Annotated in this window: 13 protein-coding genes, 1 tRNA gene and 1 other RNA gene; 9 read left to right on the top strand and 6 right to left on the bottom strand. The window is 66.8% G+C overall.

The features are described from left to right. Nucleotides 1–2: 2 nt before the first annotated feature. Nucleotides 3–78, top strand: a non-coding RNA gene (locus ACCQ05_RS14310) — sX9 sRNA. Between the two features lie 356 nt (nucleotides 79–434). On the opposite strand, the gene parC is transcribed toward ACCQ05_RS14310, so the two are convergent. Further along, nucleotides 435–2,678 carry a DNA topoisomerase IV subunit A gene (gene parC, locus ACCQ05_RS14305; protein WP_372391035.1) on the bottom strand — a complete coding sequence of 748 codons (2,244 nt, stop codon included), beginning with the start codon at nucleotides 2,676–2,678 and terminating at the stop codon, nucleotides 435–437. Nucleotides 2,679–2,739: 61 nt separating this feature from the next. Further along, nucleotides 2,740–3,591, bottom strand: coding sequence for an AraC family transcriptional regulator (locus ACCQ05_RS14300; protein ID WP_372391032.1), 852 nt, complete (start codon nucleotides 3,589–3,591; stop codon nucleotides 2,740–2,742). A 122-nt stretch (nucleotides 3,592–3,713) separates the two neighbouring features. On the opposite strand from ACCQ05_RS14300, the gene ACCQ05_RS14295 reads away from it, so the two are divergent. The 5 genes from ACCQ05_RS14295 to ACCQ05_RS14275 all read left to right on the top strand — a co-directional run bounded on the left by ACCQ05_RS14295 (nucleotide 3,714) and on the right by ACCQ05_RS14275 (nucleotide 9,182). Further along, nucleotides 3,714–4,154: a MarR family winged helix-turn-helix transcriptional regulator gene (locus ACCQ05_RS14295; RefSeq protein WP_104542707.1), complete on the top strand. Its 441-nt coding sequence runs from the start codon at nucleotides 3,714–3,716 to the stop codon at nucleotides 4,152–4,154. Next, nucleotides 4,151–5,665, top strand: a complete 1,515-nt coding sequence (locus ACCQ05_RS14290; protein WP_372391030.1) for an AdeC/AdeK/OprM family multidrug efflux complex outer membrane factor — start codon at nucleotides 4,151–4,153, stop codon at nucleotides 5,663–5,665. The genes ACCQ05_RS14295 and ACCQ05_RS14290 overlap by 4 nt, the downstream gene beginning before the upstream one ends. 10 nt (nucleotides 5,666–5,675) lie before the next feature. Then, nucleotides 5,676–6,869, top strand: coding sequence for an HlyD family secretion protein (locus ACCQ05_RS14285; RefSeq protein ID WP_372391028.1), 1,194 nt, complete (start codon nucleotides 5,676–5,678; stop codon nucleotides 6,867–6,869). A 6-nt stretch (nucleotides 6,870–6,875) separates the two neighbouring features. After that, nucleotides 6,876–8,456, top strand: coding sequence for a DHA2 family efflux MFS transporter permease subunit (locus ACCQ05_RS14280; protein ID WP_372391026.1), 1,581 nt, complete (start codon nucleotides 6,876–6,878; stop codon nucleotides 8,454–8,456). 273 nt (nucleotides 8,457–8,729) lie between these two features. Then, on the top strand, nucleotides 8,730–9,182 hold the full coding sequence (locus ACCQ05_RS14275; RefSeq protein ID WP_228962425.1) for a hypothetical protein: 453 nt from the start codon (nucleotides 8,730–8,732) through the stop codon (nucleotides 9,180–9,182). 282 nt (nucleotides 9,183–9,464) lie between these two features. On the opposite strand, the gene ACCQ05_RS14270 is transcribed toward ACCQ05_RS14275, so the two are convergent. The 3 genes from ACCQ05_RS14270 to ACCQ05_RS14260 form a co-directional block, all read right to left on the bottom strand. Continuing rightward, nucleotides 9,465–9,551 (bottom strand) — tRNA-Leu (locus ACCQ05_RS14270). Nucleotides 9,552–9,694: 143 nt separating this feature from the next. Then, nucleotides 9,695–11,884 (bottom strand): beta-glucosidase family protein, encoded by a 2,190-nt coding sequence (locus ACCQ05_RS14265; protein ID WP_372394104.1) that lies wholly within the window; start codon nucleotides 11,882–11,884, stop codon nucleotides 9,695–9,697. Between the two features lie 179 nt (nucleotides 11,885–12,063). Continuing rightward, nucleotides 12,064–13,833 carry a M14 family metallopeptidase gene (locus ACCQ05_RS14260; protein WP_372391024.1) on the bottom strand — a complete coding sequence of 590 codons (1,770 nt, stop codon included), beginning with the start codon at nucleotides 13,831–13,833 and terminating at the stop codon, nucleotides 12,064–12,066. 272 nt (nucleotides 13,834–14,105) lie between these two features. On the opposite strand from ACCQ05_RS14260, the gene ACCQ05_RS14255 reads away from it, so the two are divergent. Then, complete coding sequence (locus ACCQ05_RS14255; protein ID WP_372391022.1) at nucleotides 14,106–15,671, top strand: POT-type proton-dependent oligopeptide transporter; 1,566 nt, start codon at nucleotides 14,106–14,108, stop codon at nucleotides 15,669–15,671. 7 nt (nucleotides 15,672–15,678) lie between these two features. Continuing rightward, nucleotides 15,679–16,287, top strand: coding sequence for a rhomboid family intramembrane serine protease (locus tag ACCQ05_RS14250; protein WP_104542618.1), 609 nt, complete (start codon nucleotides 15,679–15,681; stop codon nucleotides 16,285–16,287). Nucleotides 16,288–16,371: 84 nt separating this feature from the next. On the opposite strand, the gene ACCQ05_RS14245 is transcribed toward ACCQ05_RS14250, so the two are convergent. Then, nucleotides 16,372–16,572, bottom strand: coding sequence for a hypothetical protein (locus ACCQ05_RS14245; RefSeq protein WP_104542616.1), 201 nt, complete (start codon nucleotides 16,570–16,572; stop codon nucleotides 16,372–16,374). A gap of 210 nt (nucleotides 16,573–16,782) precedes the next feature. On the opposite strand from ACCQ05_RS14245, the gene ACCQ05_RS14240 reads away from it, so the two are divergent. Beyond that, a complete protein-coding gene (locus tag ACCQ05_RS14240; protein ID WP_372391020.1) occupies nucleotides 16,783–17,067 on the top strand; it encodes a GNAT family N-acetyltransferase in 285 nt (94 codons plus the stop codon). The last annotated feature ends 22 nt before the right edge of the window (nucleotides 17,068–17,089 follow it).

The raw sequence follows: 17,089 nt of genomic DNA, 5'->3' as shown, positions 1-17,089 counted from the left end.
GCATGTACCACTCCTGCACTGCGGTTCTTCCGCGCCGTCCGCACCCACCTGACGACCGCTCGCTACGTTTTGTTGGCCGCTCTTAGCCGGGCCGTTACAGCGATTGTGGGAATCGAGTCGCGTCGCTGCAGGATTCAACTGACTGGCAGACGCGCAATGAGCAGCAGTCCCTCTGCATCGGCACAGGCCTGGTCGTAATGCACCAGGCCGCAAAAATCCGTGTCGACCATGATGCCGTGGCCAAGATAGCTCCAGCTCTCGTGGCCGCGCCTCAGCAGCCTGAGGCGATTGCAGTATCAGCCGCGCCGCCGCGCGCCAGACGAGTGAATCACCGTCACTGCACCTCCAGCCCATCCACCTTTTGCCGCGCCTCAGCAGCCTGAGGCGACCGCAGTATCAGCCGCGCCGCTGCGCGCCGGGTGAATGAAAAGCCGTTACTGCACTTCCAGCCCATCCACCTTTTGCCACCCTCTCGGCAACAACGACCCACGGCTAGCCCGCGCACCCACATACTCGTCCAGATCCTTGAACGACAGGCTCATGGTGCGTGCGCCGCTGCGCACCAGCAGCGTATTGCCCGGGGCCACCGCGACCACCGCCACCACGCGTTCGGTGCCGAGCTTGGCCTTGGGGATCTCGATGATCTTGTTGCCCTTGCCCTTGTCCAGCTCGGGTACCTCGGTGGCCGGCACCGCCAGCAGGTTGCCGGCGCTGGTGACTGCGACGATGCGGTCGGTCTGCGGGTTGCTCACCTGTGCCGGCATGAGCACGTGCGAGCCGGTGGTGAGATTGAGCATCGCCTTGCCGGCCTTGTTGCGGCCGGTGAGGTTTTCGAAGCGGGTGACGAAGCCGTAGCCGTGCGAGGACGCCAGCACGAAGCGGGTGGCGTTGTCGGCGCTGGCCATGACCTGGAACGCGGCGCCCGAGGCCGGCGAGAACCGCCCGGTCAGCGGCTCGCCGTTACCGCGCGCCGAGGGCAGGGTGTGCACCGCGGTGGAATAGGCGCGGCCGTCCGAATCCAGGAAGGCCACCTGGTGGGTGCTGCGGCTGCGCACCGCCACCAGCAGGCCATCGCCATCGCGATACGACATGCCGGCCGGATCCACCTCGTGGCCCTTGGCCGCGCGCACCCAGCCTTTTTCCGACAGCACTACGGTCATCGGTTCGCTGGCGACCATCTCGGTTTCGTCGATGGCCTGGGCGGCGCCGCGTTGCACCAGCGGCGAGCGGCGTGCGTCGCCGAATTTCTTGGCGTCGGCCGTGAGTTCGTCCTTGATCAGCTTCTTCAGTTTGGCCTTGCTGTCCAGGATGGCCAGGATCTGCGCGCGTTCCTTGGCAAGCGCTTCCTGCTCGCCGCGGATCTTCATTTCTTCCAGGCGCGCCAGCTGGCGCAGCTTGGTTTCCAGGATGTATTCGGCCTGTTCCTCGCTCAGCGCGAAGCGCGCGATCAGCACCGGCTTGGGTTCGTCCTCGCTGCGGACGATGCGGATCACTTCGTCCAGGTTGAGGAAGGCGACCAACAGGCCTTCCAACAGGTGCAGGCGGCGCTCGACCTTCTGCAGGCGATGGTTGAGGCGGCGGGTAACCGTATCGCTGCGGAAGCTCAGCCATTCGCTCAGCAGGTGCTTGAGGTTCTTGACCTGCGGGCGGCCGTCCAGGCCGATCACGTTGAGATTGACGCGGTAGCTGCGTTCCAGATCGGTGGTGACGAACAGGTGGCCCATCAGCTGTTCGGCGTCCACGCGGCTGGAGCGCGGCACCAGCACCACCCGCACCGGGCTGGTGTGGTCCGATTCGTCGCGGATGTCTTCCAGCCATGGCAGCTTCTTGGCGCGCATCTGCTGGGCGATCTGCTCGATCACCTTGGACGGGGAGACCTGATACGGCAACGCATCGATGACGATGTTGGCGTGTTCTTTCTTGTAGGTGGCGCGCGCACGCACGCTGCCGTGGCCGGTTTCGTAGATCGCGCGCAGGTCCGCGCGCGGGGTGATGATCTCGGCGGTGGTCGGGTAGTCCGGGCCCAGCACGTGCTCGCACAGGTCGGCGACGCTGGCATCGGGATCGTCGAGCAGGCGCAGCAGCGCGCTGACGATCTCGTTGAGGTTGTGTGGCGGCACATCGGTGGCCATGCCCACCGCAATGCCGGTGGTGCCGTTGAGCAGCAGGTGCGGCAGGCGCGCCGGCAACCAGGTGGGTTCTTCCAGGGTGCCGTCGAAGTTGGGCGCCCAGTCGGTGGTGCCCTGGCCGATCTCGCCCAGCAGCACTTCGGCGATCGGGGTCAGCTTGGATTCGGTGTAGCGCATCGCTGCGAACGACTTGGGGTCGTCGGTGGAACCGAAGTTGCCCTGGCCCTCAATCAGCGGGTAGCGGTAGGAGAACGGCTGCGCCATCAGCACCAGCGCCTCGTAGCAGGCGCTGTCGCCATGCGGATGGTACTTACCGATCACATCGCCCACGGTGCGCGCGGACTTCTTCGGTTTGGCGGCCGCGTTCAGGCCCAGCTCGCTCATCGCATAGACGATGCGGCGCTGCACCGGTTTCAGGCCATCGCCCAGGAACGGCAGGGCGCGGTCCAGCACCACGTACATCGAGTAGTCGAGATAGGCGCGTTCGGCGTACTCGCGCAGCGGCAGCTGTTCGAAGCCATGGAAGGTGGGGCGGGTCAGATCGGTCATGTAAAGCCAGGTCCTGCGTGAAGAAGAATCCGCGCCAGGGCGCGGACTCGAAGAGCGCCGATTATCCGGATGCGGCGGGGGATGCCAAGCCGCGCGCGTGGCCGCCGGCCAGATAGCGCGTGGGCGGGGCGCCGAAATGGCGGTGGAACACGCTGACGAAGGCGCTGGGGCTGCTGTAGCCGAGCTGGTCGGCGACCTGCGCCACCGTGCTGCCCTGGCTGAGCCGGCGCAGACCTTCGGCCAGCCGCGCCTGCTGCCGCCACTGCGCAAAACTCAGGCCGGTTTCGGTACGGAAATGCCGGCTCAGGCTGCGTGGCGACAGCCCACCCCAGCCCGCCCAGTCTTCCAGCGAGCGCGGGTCGGCGGGGGTGTCGAGCAGCTGGCGGGCGATCCGCAGCAGCCGACGGTCGGCCGGCATCGGCAGATGCAGGTGGTCGATCTGCACCTGGCACAGTTCGTCCAGCAGCACCGCGGCCAGGCGTTGCTGGGCCGCATCCAGCGGCTGACCCAGCGGCCAGCTGGCGGCGCGCATGATCGCCTCGCGCGCCAGCGCGGTCAGGCGGATCACGCCGATTTGCCCGGGCAGGGCATGGCAGGCATCCGGCCGTATCGCCACGCCCCACCCACGCAGCGGCCCGGCCAGCTCGGCTGTGTGCTGCCGGCCCGGCGGCATCCAGCCGGCGCAGCCCGGCGGCAACGACAGCGTGCCCTGTTCGGTATGCACGGTCAGCACGCCGTGCTCCACGAACATCAGCTGGCCACGCACGTGTGCGTGCCAGGCGGTTTCCGGCGCCCACACCGCGCGCAGCTCGGCCAGGAAGGCAATCAGTACCGGGCCGTCGGCCCACTCGAAGCTGGCCCTGACCCCGGGCGGCAAGGCGTCGACTGAGGTTGGCGGGTTTTCGATAGTCATTGGCCCGATTGTATTACCGGGCCAGCCGCAGCGGCGCGTAAGGTGACGATCCTTGCGAGCGGTTTAATCCCGGGTAACATATTTGCGTTGACAAATATATTTTTCGGAACAAAATGTCGGCCATGAATCCACCCTCCACCCCCTCGCCGTCGTTCGGCCTGTTGTTGCGCCAGGTGCGCGACGCGCTGATGCGTCAGCTCGATGCCGAGATGAAGGGCGAACTGCCCGACTTCGGTTTCAGCCACTACGTCGGCCTGAAGGTGCTGTCGGTGCGTTCGCCGTGTACGGCCAACGAGCTGGCACTGGCGCTGGACCAGACCCCGAGCGCGGTGACCCGCCTGCTCGACAAGCTCGAAGCGCTCGGCGCGGTGCGACGCGAGCCGCACGCTCAGGATCGGCGCGCGCTGCAGATCGTCATGACCGAGCAGGGCGTGGCGTTGTGGGAGCGCCTGCGCCTGCGCGGCGAACGTGCCATCGAGTACGGCCTGCGCGACCTGTCGGAACCCGAGCGCGAGCAACTCACTTCTCTTCTCATCCGTGTCCGCGATGCACTCAACTCATGAACGCTGCTAGTTGCCTCCTTCAGACGCTGCGCCCGCGCTCGATGCGCCTGGCGCGGCCGCTCGTCCTCACCGCGCTGACCCTGGCGCTGGCTGCATGCGCCAGCAGCCGTAGCCTGGCGCCGCAAGGCAGCCTGCTGCAGCCCGGCGACGTGCATGCCGAGCGCACCTTGGCGCAGGCCGGGTTGAGTCCGGCCGCCTGGCCGGCCAGCGACTGGTGGCGCGCGCTGGGCGATGCGCAGCTGGACGCCCTCATTGCCGAAGGCCTGCAGCACAGCCCCACTCTGGCCTCTGCCGATGCGCGGCTGCGCCAGGCCCAGGCGCGCATCGGCAGCGCGCAGGCCGAGCGCGGCCCCAGCCTGTCGGTGTCCGGCGGCTACACCGGATTGCAGTTGCCCGAATCGATGGTCGGCGACGAACTGGGTGGCAGCTACGGCGGCAGTGCGCAGGTGGTGCTGGACTTCCGCTATGGCGTGGATCTGTGGGGCGGCAAGCGTGCCGCCTGGGAAGCGGCGGTCGACCAGGCGCACGCGGCCGAAGTGGATGCGCAGGCGGCGCGGCTGAATCTGTCGGCGGCGATCGCCGAAGGCTATGCGCAACTGGCCTACGCGTGGAGCCTGCACGATGTGGCCAGCGACGAGCTGGGCCGCGCGCAGCGGACCCTGGAGCTGACGCAGCAACGCCGTGGTGCCGGGATCGACAGCGACCTGCAGGTGCGTCAGGCGCAGGCGCGCGTGCCGGCCGCGCAGCAGCAGCTGCAGTCCGCGCAGCAGCAGATCGACGAAGCGCGCACCGCGCTGGCCGCGCTGGTCGGGCAGGGCCCGGATCGCGGGCTGCAGATCGCGCGCCCGACGCTGGGCGCCGGGCTCGCCACGCAGCTGCCCAGCACCCTGCCGGCCGATCTGCTGGGCCGTCGCCCGGACGTGGTGGCGGCGCGCTGGCGGGTGGAGGCGGCCGACAAGGACATCGCGGTCGCCAAGACCCGCTTCTATCCCAGCCTCAACCTCACCGCGCTGGGCGGGGCGGTCAACCCGGATGTCGGCAAGCTGCTGGAAAGCGGCTCGGTGTTCGGGCTGGTGGCGCCGGCGCTGAGCCTGCCGATCTTCGACGGCGGCAAGCTGCGCGCCAACCTGGCCGGCAGCGATGCGCAATACGACCTGGCGGTGGCCGACTACAACCAGAAGGTGATTGCCGCGCTGCATGAAGTGGCCGACCAGGTCACTGCCGTGCGTTCGCTGCAGCAGCGTGCACAGGCGCAGGACGAGGTCGTACAGACGGCGGGCGCGGCCTTCGCGCTCGCCCAGCAGCGTTACCGCGCCGGCATCGGCAGCTATCTGGAAGTGCTCAGCGTGCAGGAGCAGCTGCTCGTTGCACGCCAGCGCATGGCCGGGCTGCAGTCGCAACAACTCCTGGCCTCGGTGAGGCTGCAGCGTGCACTGGGCGGCGGATTCACGCCGGAGCCCGCACGCGACACCGCACGCACCGCGCCCACTTCCGCACAACCGAATTCCTGAGACATCGACGATGAGCCAGACGACTCCTGCTTCTTCCCAACCCGCGCCGGGCGCACCCGGCAAGCGCCGTGCGGCGCTGCGCATCGTGGCCATTGTGGTGATCCTGGCGATCATCGCCCTGGTGGCGTGGTACTTGCTGGTGGGCCGTTGGCACGAGGACACCGACGACGCCTACGTGCAGGGCAACCAGGTGCAGATCACCCCGATGGTGGGCGGCACCGTGGTCAGCATCGGCGCCGAAGACGGCATGCGCGTGGAGCGCGGCCAGCTGCTGGTGCAGCTGGACCCGGCCGATACCGCGGTCGCCTTGCAGCAGGCCGAAGCCAATCTGGCCAAGACCGTGCGCCAGGTGCGCGGCCTGTACCGCAGCGTGGAAGGTGCGCAGGCCGAAGTATCTGCGCGCGAAGTGACCCTGCGCAGTGCGCGTGCCGACTTTGCCCGCCGCAAGGATCTGGCCGCCAGCGGTGCCATCTCCAACGAAGAACTGGCGCATGCCCGCGAAGAACTGGCGGCCGCCGAGGCCGCGGTGAGCGGTTCGCGCGAGAGCTTCGAGCGCAATCGCGCGCTGGTGGACGACAGCGACCTGGCCGGCCAGCCGGACGTGCAGACCGCTGCCGCGCAGGTGCGCCAGGCCTATCTCAACCACGCGCGTACCGGGGTGGTGGCGCCGGTGTCCGGCTATGTGGCGCGGCGCTCGGCGCAGGTCGGCCAGCGCGTGCAGCCGGGCAGCGTGCTGATGGCGGTAGTGCCGCTGGAGCAGGTGTGGGTGGAAGCCAACTTCAAGGAAACCCAGCTCAAGCACATGCGCCTGGGCCAGGAAGTGGAGCTGCATTCGGATCTGTACGGCGGTGGCGTGGATTACACCGGTCGCATCGAAAGCCTGGGCCTGGGCACCGGCAGCGCGTTCTCGCTGCTGCCTGCGCAGAACGCCAGCGGCAACTGGATCAAGATCGTGCAGCGCGTGCCGGTCCGCATCGTGGTGGACAGCAAGCAGCTGGCCAGCAACCCGTTGCGCATCGGCCTGTCGATGAAGGTCGATGTGAACCTGCGCGACCAGCAGGGCCGTGTGCTGCCGGCCAAGGCCGCCACCGGCGCGGTGTTTTCCACCGACGTGTATGCGCAGCAGCTCCAGGCCGCCGACGCCGACATCCATCGCATCATCCAGGACAACCTGCCGACGCAGGCTGCCACCAAGGCGGGCTGAGCCAGCATGTCTTCGCAAGCCCCCACCGCGTCCGGCGGCCCGGCGGCACCGGCGCCCGCGGCCGGCTTTCGCCCGGCGAGCGTGGCGTTGTGCACCGTGGGCCTGGCGATGGCCTCGTTCATGCAGGTGCTGGACACCACCATCGCCAACGTCTCGCTGCCCACCATCGCCGGTAATCTCGGCGCCAGTTCGCAGCAGGCCACCTGGGTCATCACCTCGTTCGCGGTGAGCACCGCGATCGCGTTGCCGCTGACCGGCTGGCTGAGCCGGCGTTTCGGCGAAACCAAGTTGTTCGTGTGGTCCACGCTGGCCTTCACCATCGCCTCGCTGCTGTGCGGCCTGGCGCAGAGCATGGGCATGCTGGTGGTCGCACGCGCGCTGCAAGGCTTCGTAGCCGGCCCGATGTATCCCATCACCCAGAGCCTGCTGGTGTCGATCTATCCGCGCGAAAAACGCGGCCAGGCGCTGGCGTTGCTGGCGATGATCACGGTGGTGGCGCCGATCGCCGGGCCGATCCTGGGCGGCTGGATCACCGACAACTACAGCTGGGAATGGATCTTCCTGATCAACGTTCCGCTGGGCATCATCGCCAGCAGCATCGTCGGTTCGCAGTTGCGGCATCGTCCCGAACAGCTGGAAACGCCGCGCATGGATTATATCGGCCTGATCCTGCTGGTGGTGGGCGTGGGTGCGCTGCAGCTGGTGCTGGACCTGGGCAACGACGAAGACTGGTTTTCCTCGGACAAGATCATCGTGCTGGCCTGCGTTGCCGCGGTGGCGCTGGTGGTATTCGTGATCTGGGAACTGACCGACAAGGATCCCATCGTCGATCTCAAGCTGTTCCGGCATCGCAACTTCCGCGCCGGCACCTTGGCGATGGTGGTGGCGTATGCGGCATTCTTCAGCGTGAGCCTGCTGATTCCGCAATGGCTGCAGCGCGACATGGGCTATACCGCGATCTGGGCTGGCCTTGCGACCGCGCCGATCGGCATCCTGCCGGTGTTGATGACCCCGTTCGTGGGCAAGTACGCGCTGCGCTTCGACCTGCGCATGCTGGCCACCATCGCCTTCGTGTTCATGTCGTTCACCAGCTTCTTCCGCTCCAACTTCAACCTGCAGGTGGACTTCGCCCATGTGGCCACGATCCAGCTGGTGATGGGCGTGGGCGTGGCGCTGTTCTTCATGCCGGTGCTGCAGATTTTGCTGTCGGATCTGGATGGTCGCGAGATTGCGGCAGGCTCGGGCCTGGCCACCTTCCTGCGCACGCTGGGCGGCAGCTTCGCCGCCTCGCTGACCACCTATCTGTGGGCGCGCCGCACCCAGGTGCACCATGCGCATATCACCGAACACATCTCGGTCTATACGCCCGGCATGCAGGAGCAGGTCACCGCGATGGGGCAGGGCGACCTGCAACGTGGTGCGGCCTTTCTCAACAACATGATCAACCACCAGGCCTCGCAGATGGGCTTCAACGACATCTTCTACCTGCTGGGCTGGACCTTCCTGGCGATCATCTTCTTCCTGTGGCTGGCCAAGCCGCCATTCGGTGCGGGCGCCGGTGGCGCGGCGGCGGCTGGCGGGCATTGATCCGTTTCCAGTCCTCCCGTAATCCCGCAGGCGCGTGGGGATGTACACGCTGAAATCCGCGGCAGCGTGTCGCTGCCGTGCGCCTCTGTCATCGGGCGCGCCCCTGAGCGGGGAGCCCCAGCGTACTGATATCGCGTTGAGCAGGTGGGGCTGCGCTCGCCTGGGGTAGCATGCCGGGTCGCGGCGCGTGCGGTCCTGTTGCTGACAGGGGCACGGGCCGCGCAGTGCGCGGGCATGCCGCCTGCGTTTGACCATCACAAGGAAGCTTCGACGATGTCTCTATCCCGGCTGCGCGGTGTCTCCGCCGCTGTACTGCTCCTCCCTATCCTCTGTCTTGGCATCGTCCCGCCGACCCATGCGGCGGCGCGCCCGGAGGTCGCCAAGCAGGCTAAGGCCTACAGTTCGAGCGACGGTCAAATGGTATCGACCTTGCGTTATGGGCCGCGCGATCGGAACCAGGCGCTGGTGCAGGTGACCGGCGCCGACAGCGAGATCGACAACAGGATTCTGTTGGCGACGACCGCTGCCACACAGAAGGACATGCGCTACACGATCCAGCTCAAAGGACGGCCGTATGTGTTACTGATCCTCGACGAAGGCAGTGGCGAGCTGTATCTGCCTGGCGCTCCGAAGCCGATACGCGTGGGCTACGATGCCGGCGCCGCCGAGCAGATCAATCCCGAGCATTACCTGACCGATTATCAGGAGCAAGTCGCCGGTAAGTAGACGGGGGCGATGATGCGCATGCAGGTCCGCGCGGCTGGCCTACATGCGTCATGGGTGTGGCGGCAAGAACGCCCACTGCGCTCACGGCCAGCGGCGCGCGCAGGGCTATCCCATTCTGCGACCGGTCCGCGGTCCTGCATCAGCATGGTCGCCACTGCGCAACGCCGGTGCACGTGGCCGCGCGTCAGTGCCGGTACGACATGACGTCATCAATACCCAGCCAATGCCCCAAACGAAAAAAACCCCGCCGAAGCGAGGTTTTTTACGATCTACCGTGAGTCGTGGTGCCCAGGAGAGGACTCGAACCTCCACGAAGTTGCCCCCGCTAGCACCTGAAGCTAGTGCGTCTACCAATTCCGCCACCTGGGCGACTCAGGGGGCGAATTGTGCAAGCTGCGGGCGCGGCTGTCAACGCATCTTTTGCAAAAAATAGTTGCCGTTGCCCGCGCTGTGCGTGATCCGGACAGCGCCGCCATGGGCGCAGGCCCGCGGCATGCGCCCGCCATCGCCGCTTACGGCAGCTGCGTGGCCTGCAAGGCGACCTCCACGCTCTGCACCGGTTCGCTGGCCGAGCGCGCCAGCTGCACGCGATACGTGCCCGCTGCGATCTTCCAGTGCCGTGCCTTCGCGTCGAAATCGGCCAGCGTCTTCGGCTCGGCCACCACCTGCACGCGGCGCTTTTCGCCGGGCTTGAGCGTGAGCTTCTGCCAGCCGATCAGCCGCAGCGGGGTGGTGTGCCCCTCCGGCAGCACGAGGTAGAGCTGCGGTACTGCAGCGCCTTCGCGGTCACCGGTGTTCTGCATGTCGAAACGCGCGGTGAGCGTGCTGCCGTTTGCGTCCACCTGCAGGTTGCCCATGTCGAAGCGGGTGTACGACAGGCCATGTCCTAATGGGTAACGCGGGGTGAGCTTGCGTGCGGCAAACCATTTGTAGCCGACGTTGGCGCCTTCGATGCTGTAATCGATGGTGTCCTCGCCGGGTTTGGCCGGCTTGAAGCCGAGGCCGGGAATCGACGGACGCGGCAGCTGCGATTCGTCCACCGGCCAGGTCACCGGCAGGTGGCCGGACGGATTCACCGCGCCGGTGAGCAGGTTGGCGATCGCCTCGCCGCCGCCGATGCCCGGGTACCACGCCTGCAACACCGCCGGCACGCGCTCGGCCCAGGGCATGCGCACCGGTCCGTTGGTTTCCAGGACCACCGTGGTTTTGGGGTTGGCCTTGGCCACCGCCTCGATCAAGGCATCCTGGTTGTCGGGCAATTGCATGTCCGGCAGGTCCACCGATTCGGCCGCCCACTGGGTGGCGAACACGATCGCAACATCGGCGGCCCTGGCCGCGCGTGCGGCAGCGGCGCGGTTCTTGCCATCCACGTAGTCGATCTGCGCGTTCGGCAATGCGGCGCGCAGCGCCTGCAGCGGCGAAGACGGATGGATGATCACCGGGCCCGGCCAGGTGGTCGGGGTGAGGCCGGGCACCGCATTGCCGCCGTTGATGGTGTAGTCCACGCGCGAGGAGCCGCCACCGGACATCACGCCCTTGTCGGCATGGCCGCCGATGACCGCGATGCGGCGCAGCTGGCTGGATAGCGGCAGGGTGGCTTGCTCGTTACGCAGCAGCACGCTGCCTTCTTCGGCAACATGCTGCGCGGCCAGTTGCCCGGCCTTGCCATCGATGGGCTGACGCTGGGTCGGGTGATCGAATGCGCCATGCGCGAACAAGCTGCGCAAGACCCGCTTGACCATGTCGTCCAGGCGCGCACGCGGCACCACCCCGGCACCCACCGCCATGCGCAGCGGCGCATCGAAGAACACCGCCGCATCGAACACTTCGCCGGCCGATTGCTGGTCCAGCCCGGCCAGCGCGGCCTTGGAGCCGCTGTGCACGCCGCCCCAATCGGACATCACGTAGCCGGGGTAGTGCCACTCCTGCTTGAGCACCTGGTTGAGCAGGTAATCGTGCTCGCAGCCGTAGATGCCATTGATCTTGTTGTAGGAGCACATCACCGAGGCAGGGTCGCCGATCTTCAGCGCAATCTCGAAGGCCAGCAGGTCCGATTCGTGCATGGCCTGCTCGCCGAGTTGCGCGCTGTGGAAGTTGCGCCGGGTTTCCATGTCGTTGAGCGCGAAGTGCTTCATCGTCGACAACACATGCGCGCTCTGCACGCCGCGGATCGACTCGCCGACCATGCTGCCGGCCAGCAGCGGGTCTTCGCCGGCATATTCGAAATTGCGGCCGTTGCGTGGGTCGCGCTGCAGGTTGACGCTGCCGGCCAGCAGCACGTTGAAGCCCTGCTGCCAGGATTCGCGGCCCATGGTCCGGCCGCCTTCAAAGGCCAGCTGTCGATTCCAGCTGGACGCGGTGGACGTGCCCGACGGCATCGCGGTGGCGTAGTCGCCCTTGCGGATGCCGCCGGGATTGGTGACGCCGACGCCGGCATCGGCCAGTTGCTGCGCGGGGACGCCCAGCCGTGGAATACCGGGCACATAGCCGGCCGAGCCCAACGCGCCCTCGGGCTTGGGGATCTTGTCGGTGCCCAGGCCGAAGTAGCTGCGCAGCATCTGGAATTTTTCGTCTTCGCTCATCTGGGCGAGCAGCCGGTCGGCACGCTGGTCGGCCGTCAGTGCGGTATCCATCCAAGGCTGCGGCGCCGCTGCCGTTTGCGCCACCGCCGCCGGCGCAGCCAGGGCCATGCCCAGGCTCATCACCAACGCCAGCATCAGCGGGCGCGAACAGGGGGTGGGGTGTGTAAACGTTTTCATATCGGGATGTGGCACAGGCTGTCCTTCTACTGCGGGGTCGTGTCGAAACGGGTCGGGCACCGCGGTGCCCGGATCGGATGGCGCTCTGGCGCGCCTGGCCGCTCGCCGGACTGGCGGGGCCGTCAGAAGTCGGTCTGCGCGGTCCGCAGCACCGGATACAGCTGATAGCGCTCGTCCCAGGAGGAATGGCGCCTGGCGAAGAATTCCAGCCGCGCCTGCGGGTCGGCAGCAAAGGTCGTGTCGTTGGCCAGACGTTGTTCGAACTGCGCCTTCAGGCCGGCATCGCGGGCCAGCATGTCGCGCGCCACGTCTTCGGCGACGTAGGCCTCCATGTATTCCTTGCGTTCGAAGGCGGTATTGAAAAAGCCCCACTGCAGCAACGAGTCCGGCGCCTGCGGTTCCAGCATCGCCATCACCAGCCGCGCCTTGGGCTGGGCGATCGGCACGAACAGCGAGCCGGCCGGGACGGCGCGGCGTTCCTCGCGCCATTGCCCGCTGACCTCCACGGTCTGATGGCCTTCATTGGAACGTGCCGCAAAACGGGTGTCTTCGGCGCGGAAGCTCTGCACCGGGTAGTCGGCAGCACTGTCGATGGTGCGGAAGGCGATGCCGTGCAGGCGCAACTTCTCTGCGACGAAGGCGGCCTGCGCGGCCGGCACCAGATAGCCGCCGCGCGGCGCGTCGACCACCACATCTGGGGCGATCTGATCGCGTAGCGGCACGTTCCAGATTTGCGGTGTGTTCTCGTCGTAGCGCGTCATCAGTGCGCCGGAGATCGGCGAGGGCGTGCGCGTGTAGGCATAGCCGCGAAATGCCACGGTGCGCGCCTTGAGGCCGGCCGCAAAGCTCAGCGGTTCGGACGTGCCGGCCAGGCGGCTGGCGCGCTGGTCGGCGGCCAGCGCATCGGCGCGCCAGGCGGTGCCGTGCCTGGCGGCCTGCTGCAGCACCGAGACGATGGTGTTGCGGGTGATGCGCACGCGCGTGGGGTAATCCTTCCACGAGTGCGTTTCCACCAGCATGCCGAAGCGGTTGCGCAGCAGGAAATAGCCATGCGAGAAGCGCGGCGGCGACACGTCGTCGGCAAAGCCGGAGGCGGGATCGTCCTCGCGCACGAAGGAGGGGTAATACGGCAGCGGCAGCGAGCCCTGCTTGCGCAGGTCGGCCAGCACCGCATCGCGCCAACGGGTGCCATCGCGCTGCAGGGCGGTATCGCCGGCATGCACCGGCTCCGCCTGCACCGACACGTCGTGCTCGAACTTGGCGCCGTCGGTGACGTGCAGGTCCACATACATCAGCGGGTCCCACTGCTGCACCAGCTGCAGCATGGCCTGCATTTCCGGCGCATCGGCCTTGACGTAGTCGCGGTTGAGGTTGAGGTTCTGTGCGGTGGTACGCCAGCCCATCTGCTCCGGGCCACGTTGGTTGGGGCGGTTCCAGGCGCCGAAGCGTTCATGGCCATCGACGTTGAACACCGGTACGAATACCCACACCAGCTTGTCGAGCACACCCTTGCCGGCCTTGCCCTCGAGCAGCTCGCGCAAGGCCAGGAAGCCGGCGTCCTTGCCATCGATCTCGCCGGCATGGATGCCGCCCTGGATCAGCACCACCGGCAATTTGCGTTGCGCGGCGGCGTCTGCATCCAGTGCGCCGCTGGTGGAGACGACCAGCGCCTTCATCGGCCGGCCTTCGGGCGTGGTGCCGAACTGCGTGCAGCGCACCGCCTGTGGATAGCGCTGCGCAAAGGCATCGCACAGCGCGACGACTTCGTCGTAGCGGCCGGTTTGCATAAAGCCGCTGCGCTCGGCCACGGTGGTCAGCGGCGCGGCGGCAAGCGCAGTGGAAACGGAAGTCGACAACAACAGGCCCAAGGCCAGGCGGGTGTAGCGGGGCATCCAGCGGTCCGGTGTTTCAGGAAAACGTTTGCAATGTAGCCGAGCCGGCGCGGCAGGCCAATCTGCACTGCGGCATGCGCGCATCGTTCGAGCGGCCACGACGACCTGGCGCGTCGCAATCGGCAGGCGTGTGTTGCCCCTGTGCTGGACCCATCCACCGTCGTTCCGGCGCGACGTTGGCAAGCTCACGGATGCAGCCACACCCGCCGCATGGCGGCCAGGCAGCTGACGCCGGTACGATAGGGCCTGTCACCAGTTCGACCGGACCGCCTTTGACTACCACGACCTTGCCCGGCCCCACTGCCGGCGCGCGCCTGCCGCGCCAGATTCCTTTCATCATCGGCAATGAAGCCTGCGAGCGTTTCAGCTTCTACGGGATGCGCAACATCCTGGTGCAGTTCCTGATCACCTCGCTGCTGTTGCAGGAGATCGGCGGCCCGGGCCGCGAGGCCGAAGCCAAGCACATCCTGCACAGCTTCATGATCGGGGTGTATTTCTTCCCGCTGTTGGGTGGCTGGCTGGCCGATCGGCTGTTCGGCAAGTACAACACCATCCTGTGGTTCAGCCTGGTCTACTGCGCCGGGCATGCGTGTCTTGCCATGTTCGAAGGCAGCCGCAGCGGTTTCTTCGTCGGGCTGGGCCTGATCGCGCTGGGCGCGGGCGGCATCAAGCCGCTGGTGGCCTCGTTCATGGGCGACCAGTTCGACCAGTCCAACAAGCACCTGGCCAAGGTGGTGTTCGACGCGTTCTACTGGATCATCAATTTCGGCTCGCTGTTCGCCTCGCTGCTGATTCCGCTGGCGCTGAAGAACCTGGGGCCGTCCTGGGCGTTCGGCATTCCCGGCATCCTGATGTTCGTGGCCACGCTGGTGTTCTGGCTGGGGCGCAACCGCTACGTGCGGGTGCCGTTGCCGCCGAAGGACCCGCACGGATTCGGCGCGGTGGTGCGCACCGCGTTGCTGACGCGCGTGCCGGGGCAGGGCCGTCCGGGCCTGGTGCTGGCCTCATTGTCGGTGGTGCTGGCGCTGGCGAGTTTCGCCTGGATCGAGCCGCTGGGCATCGTCATCTGCCTGTGCATTGCGCTGGTGCTGTTGCTGGCCGGCATCGGCGGCGGCACCTGGTGGCAGCTGGAGCGTGCGCGCGGCATCCATCCCGATACCGCGGTCGAAGGCGGGCGCGCGCTGCTGCGGGTGCTGGTGATCTTCGCGCTGGTTACGCCGTTCTTTTCGCTGTTCGACCAGAAGGCCTCGACCTGGGTGCTGCAGGGGCGCGAGATGACCATGCCGGCCTGGTTCACCGCCTCGCAGATGCAGGCGATCAATCCGTTGCTGGTGATGCTGTTGATCCCGTTCAACAACCTGGTGCTGTACCCGCTGCTGCGCCGGGTTGGCTGGGAGCCCACGCCATTGCGGCGCATGACCAGCGGCATCGCCTTCAGCGGCGTGGCCTGGATCGTGGTGGGAGCGATCCAGGTGGTGATGGATGGCGGCGAGCCGATGCACATCGCCTGGCAGATCCTGCCCTATGCCTTGCTCACCTTCGGCGAGGTGCTGGTGTCGGCCACCGGTATCGAGTTCGCCTACAGCCAGGCGCCTGCATCGATGAAGGGCGTGGTGATGAGTTTCTGGTATCTGACCACCACGGTCGGCAACCTGTGGGTGCTGCTATCGAACGTGGCGGTGCGCAACGAGACGGTGACCGCGCATATCGCCGATACTGGACTCAGCGAAGCGGCGTTCCTGATGTTCTTCTTCGCGGCCTTCGCATTCCTGGCGGCACTGGCCTTCGGCCTGTATGCGCGCGGTTATCGCATGGTCGACAATTACCGTTCTGCCTGAGGTCCGCATGATTACCCTGATCTTGATCGCCATCACCGGCATCGTCTCCTGGATGGCGTTCAACAACCGCAAGTTGAACGACCGCCTGATCCTGTGGCCGCCGGCCGTGGACAAGCACAAGCAATACGACCGGCTGGTGACCTACGGCTTCATCCATGCCGACCTGGGCCACCTGGTCTTCAACATGATCACCTTGTTCTTCTTCGGCCGGGTGATCGAGAAGGTGATGCTGCAGCTTACCGGCAGCATGCTGACCTATCCGCTGTTCTATCTGGCCGCGCTGGTGGTGTCGATCCTGCCCAGCTACCTGAAGAACCAGAACAACCCCAACTATTTGAGTCTGGGCGCCTCCGGTGCGGTGTCGGCGGTGCTGTTCGCCTTCATCCTGCTGCAGCCGTGGACCATCATCCTGGTGCTGTTCATTCCGGCACCGGCGATCATCTATGCGGTGTTCTACGTGGGCTACAGCCTGTGGATGGACCGCCGCGGCGGCGATCGCATCAACCACAGCGCGCACCTGGCCGGCGCGGCATTCGGGGTGATGTTCATGCTGATCATGGAGCCAAGGGTGCTGCAGATCTTCCTGGACCAGCTCTCCAACCCGCGCTTTGGCTGAGCCGTGGCCGGCGGGGGCGTGCGGCAAACCGGCCAGGACCGCGGTGGTGCACGACGGGTCCTGGCGGATGCGGCGGTGCCGGCCTCAGGCCGCGGTGCGTTTCTGATCGGTGGCCAGTGCCGAGCCGGACACCGCGCCGTAGGCCTGCTGCAGGCGCTGATACACCGTGTCGTTGAGCTGCGCGAAGTCGGGATTATGGGTGTCGCCAGCGATGGCGAACTGTAACAGCCCTTCCAGCAGCGAGCTGTCGCTCTGCGCGTTGTTTCCTGCCGAATCGTTGTGCATGCGGTGACTCCTCATAGGTGAGACGAGGGCGCCAGGCATGCCGGAGACCGGTTGCAGCGAGCGCCTTCGAGTCAGCTATCGGCGCTGCTGCAGCGAACTTGAGCAGCGCATCGCCAAGCCGGGCGGCCGTTCACAGCGTGGATTCATTTTCACGCAGGCGCGGCGCCGCGCTGGTCACACTGACCGCACTTGGCAGCGGCGCCAATCACGATGGAGGCAGCGACAGTGCACGTCGATCACGACCCGACACAGCAGCATTTCGTCGTAGACGCCGATGGACACCGTGCCGAGCTGGTCTACCGCCGCGGCAGTGCAGGCATGACCATCACTCACACGCTGGTGCCGGAGGCGATCGCCGGGCGCGGGATCGCCGGCGCATTGGTTGAGGCCGCTCTGGGGTTTGCGCGTGCATCCGGGCTCAAGGTGGTACCCGCGTGCAGTTATGCGCAGGCCTATATGCGTCGACATCCACAGTTTCAGGATCTGCTGGCCTGACGGCCGCAGCGGCAAGTCAATC

Source organism: Xanthomonas sp. NCPPB 3582 (genome assembly GCF_041475735.2).
Taxonomy (GTDB): domain Bacteria; phylum Pseudomonadota; class Gammaproteobacteria; order Xanthomonadales; family Xanthomonadaceae; genus Xanthomonas; species Xanthomonas codiaei.
The sequence above is the reverse complement of the archived record's forward strand: the minus strand, read 5'-3'. Positions and strand labels throughout refer to the sequence as shown.

Excerpts from the sequence above, each read along its gene's own strand:
- ACCQ05_RS14285 (WP_372391028.1), top strand. The coding sequence starts at position 5,676 with ATGAGCCAGACGACTCCTGCTTCTTCCCAACCCGCGCCGGGCGCACCC.
- ACCQ05_RS14265 (WP_372394104.1), bottom strand. The coding sequence starts at position 11,884 with ATGAGCCTGGGCATGGCCCTGGCTGCGCCGGCGGCGGTGGCGCAAACG.
- ACCQ05_RS14275 (WP_228962425.1), top strand. The coding sequence starts at position 8,730 with ATGTCTCTATCCCGGCTGCGCGGTGTCTCCGCCGCTGTACTGCTCCTC.
- ACCQ05_RS14295 (WP_104542707.1), top strand. The coding sequence starts at position 3,714 with ATGAATCCACCCTCCACCCCCTCGCCGTCGTTCGGCCTGTTGTTGCGC.
- ACCQ05_RS14300 (WP_372391032.1), bottom strand. The coding sequence starts at position 3,591 with ATGACTATCGAAAACCCGCCAACCTCAGTCGACGCCTTGCCGCCCGGG.
- ACCQ05_RS14240 (WP_372391020.1), top strand. The coding sequence starts at position 16,783 with ATGGAGGCAGCGACAGTGCACGTCGATCACGACCCGACACAGCAGCAT.
- ACCQ05_RS14280 (WP_372391026.1), top strand. The coding sequence starts at position 6,876 with ATGTCTTCGCAAGCCCCCACCGCGTCCGGCGGCCCGGCGGCACCGGCG.
- ACCQ05_RS14290 (WP_372391030.1), top strand. The coding sequence starts at position 4,151 with ATGAACGCTGCTAGTTGCCTCCTTCAGACGCTGCGCCCGCGCTCGATG.
- ACCQ05_RS14250 (WP_104542618.1), top strand. The coding sequence starts at position 15,679 with ATGATTACCCTGATCTTGATCGCCATCACCGGCATCGTCTCCTGGATG.
- parC (WP_372391035.1), bottom strand. The coding sequence starts at position 2,678 with ATGACCGATCTGACCCGCCCCACCTTCCATGGCTTCGAACAGCTGCCG.
- ACCQ05_RS14245 (WP_104542616.1), bottom strand. The coding sequence starts at position 16,572 with ATGCACAACGATTCGGCAGGAAACAACGCGCAGAGCGACAGCTCGCTG.
- ACCQ05_RS14260 (WP_372391024.1), bottom strand. The coding sequence starts at position 13,833 with ATGCCCCGCTACACCCGCCTGGCCTTGGGCCTGTTGTTGTCGACTTCC.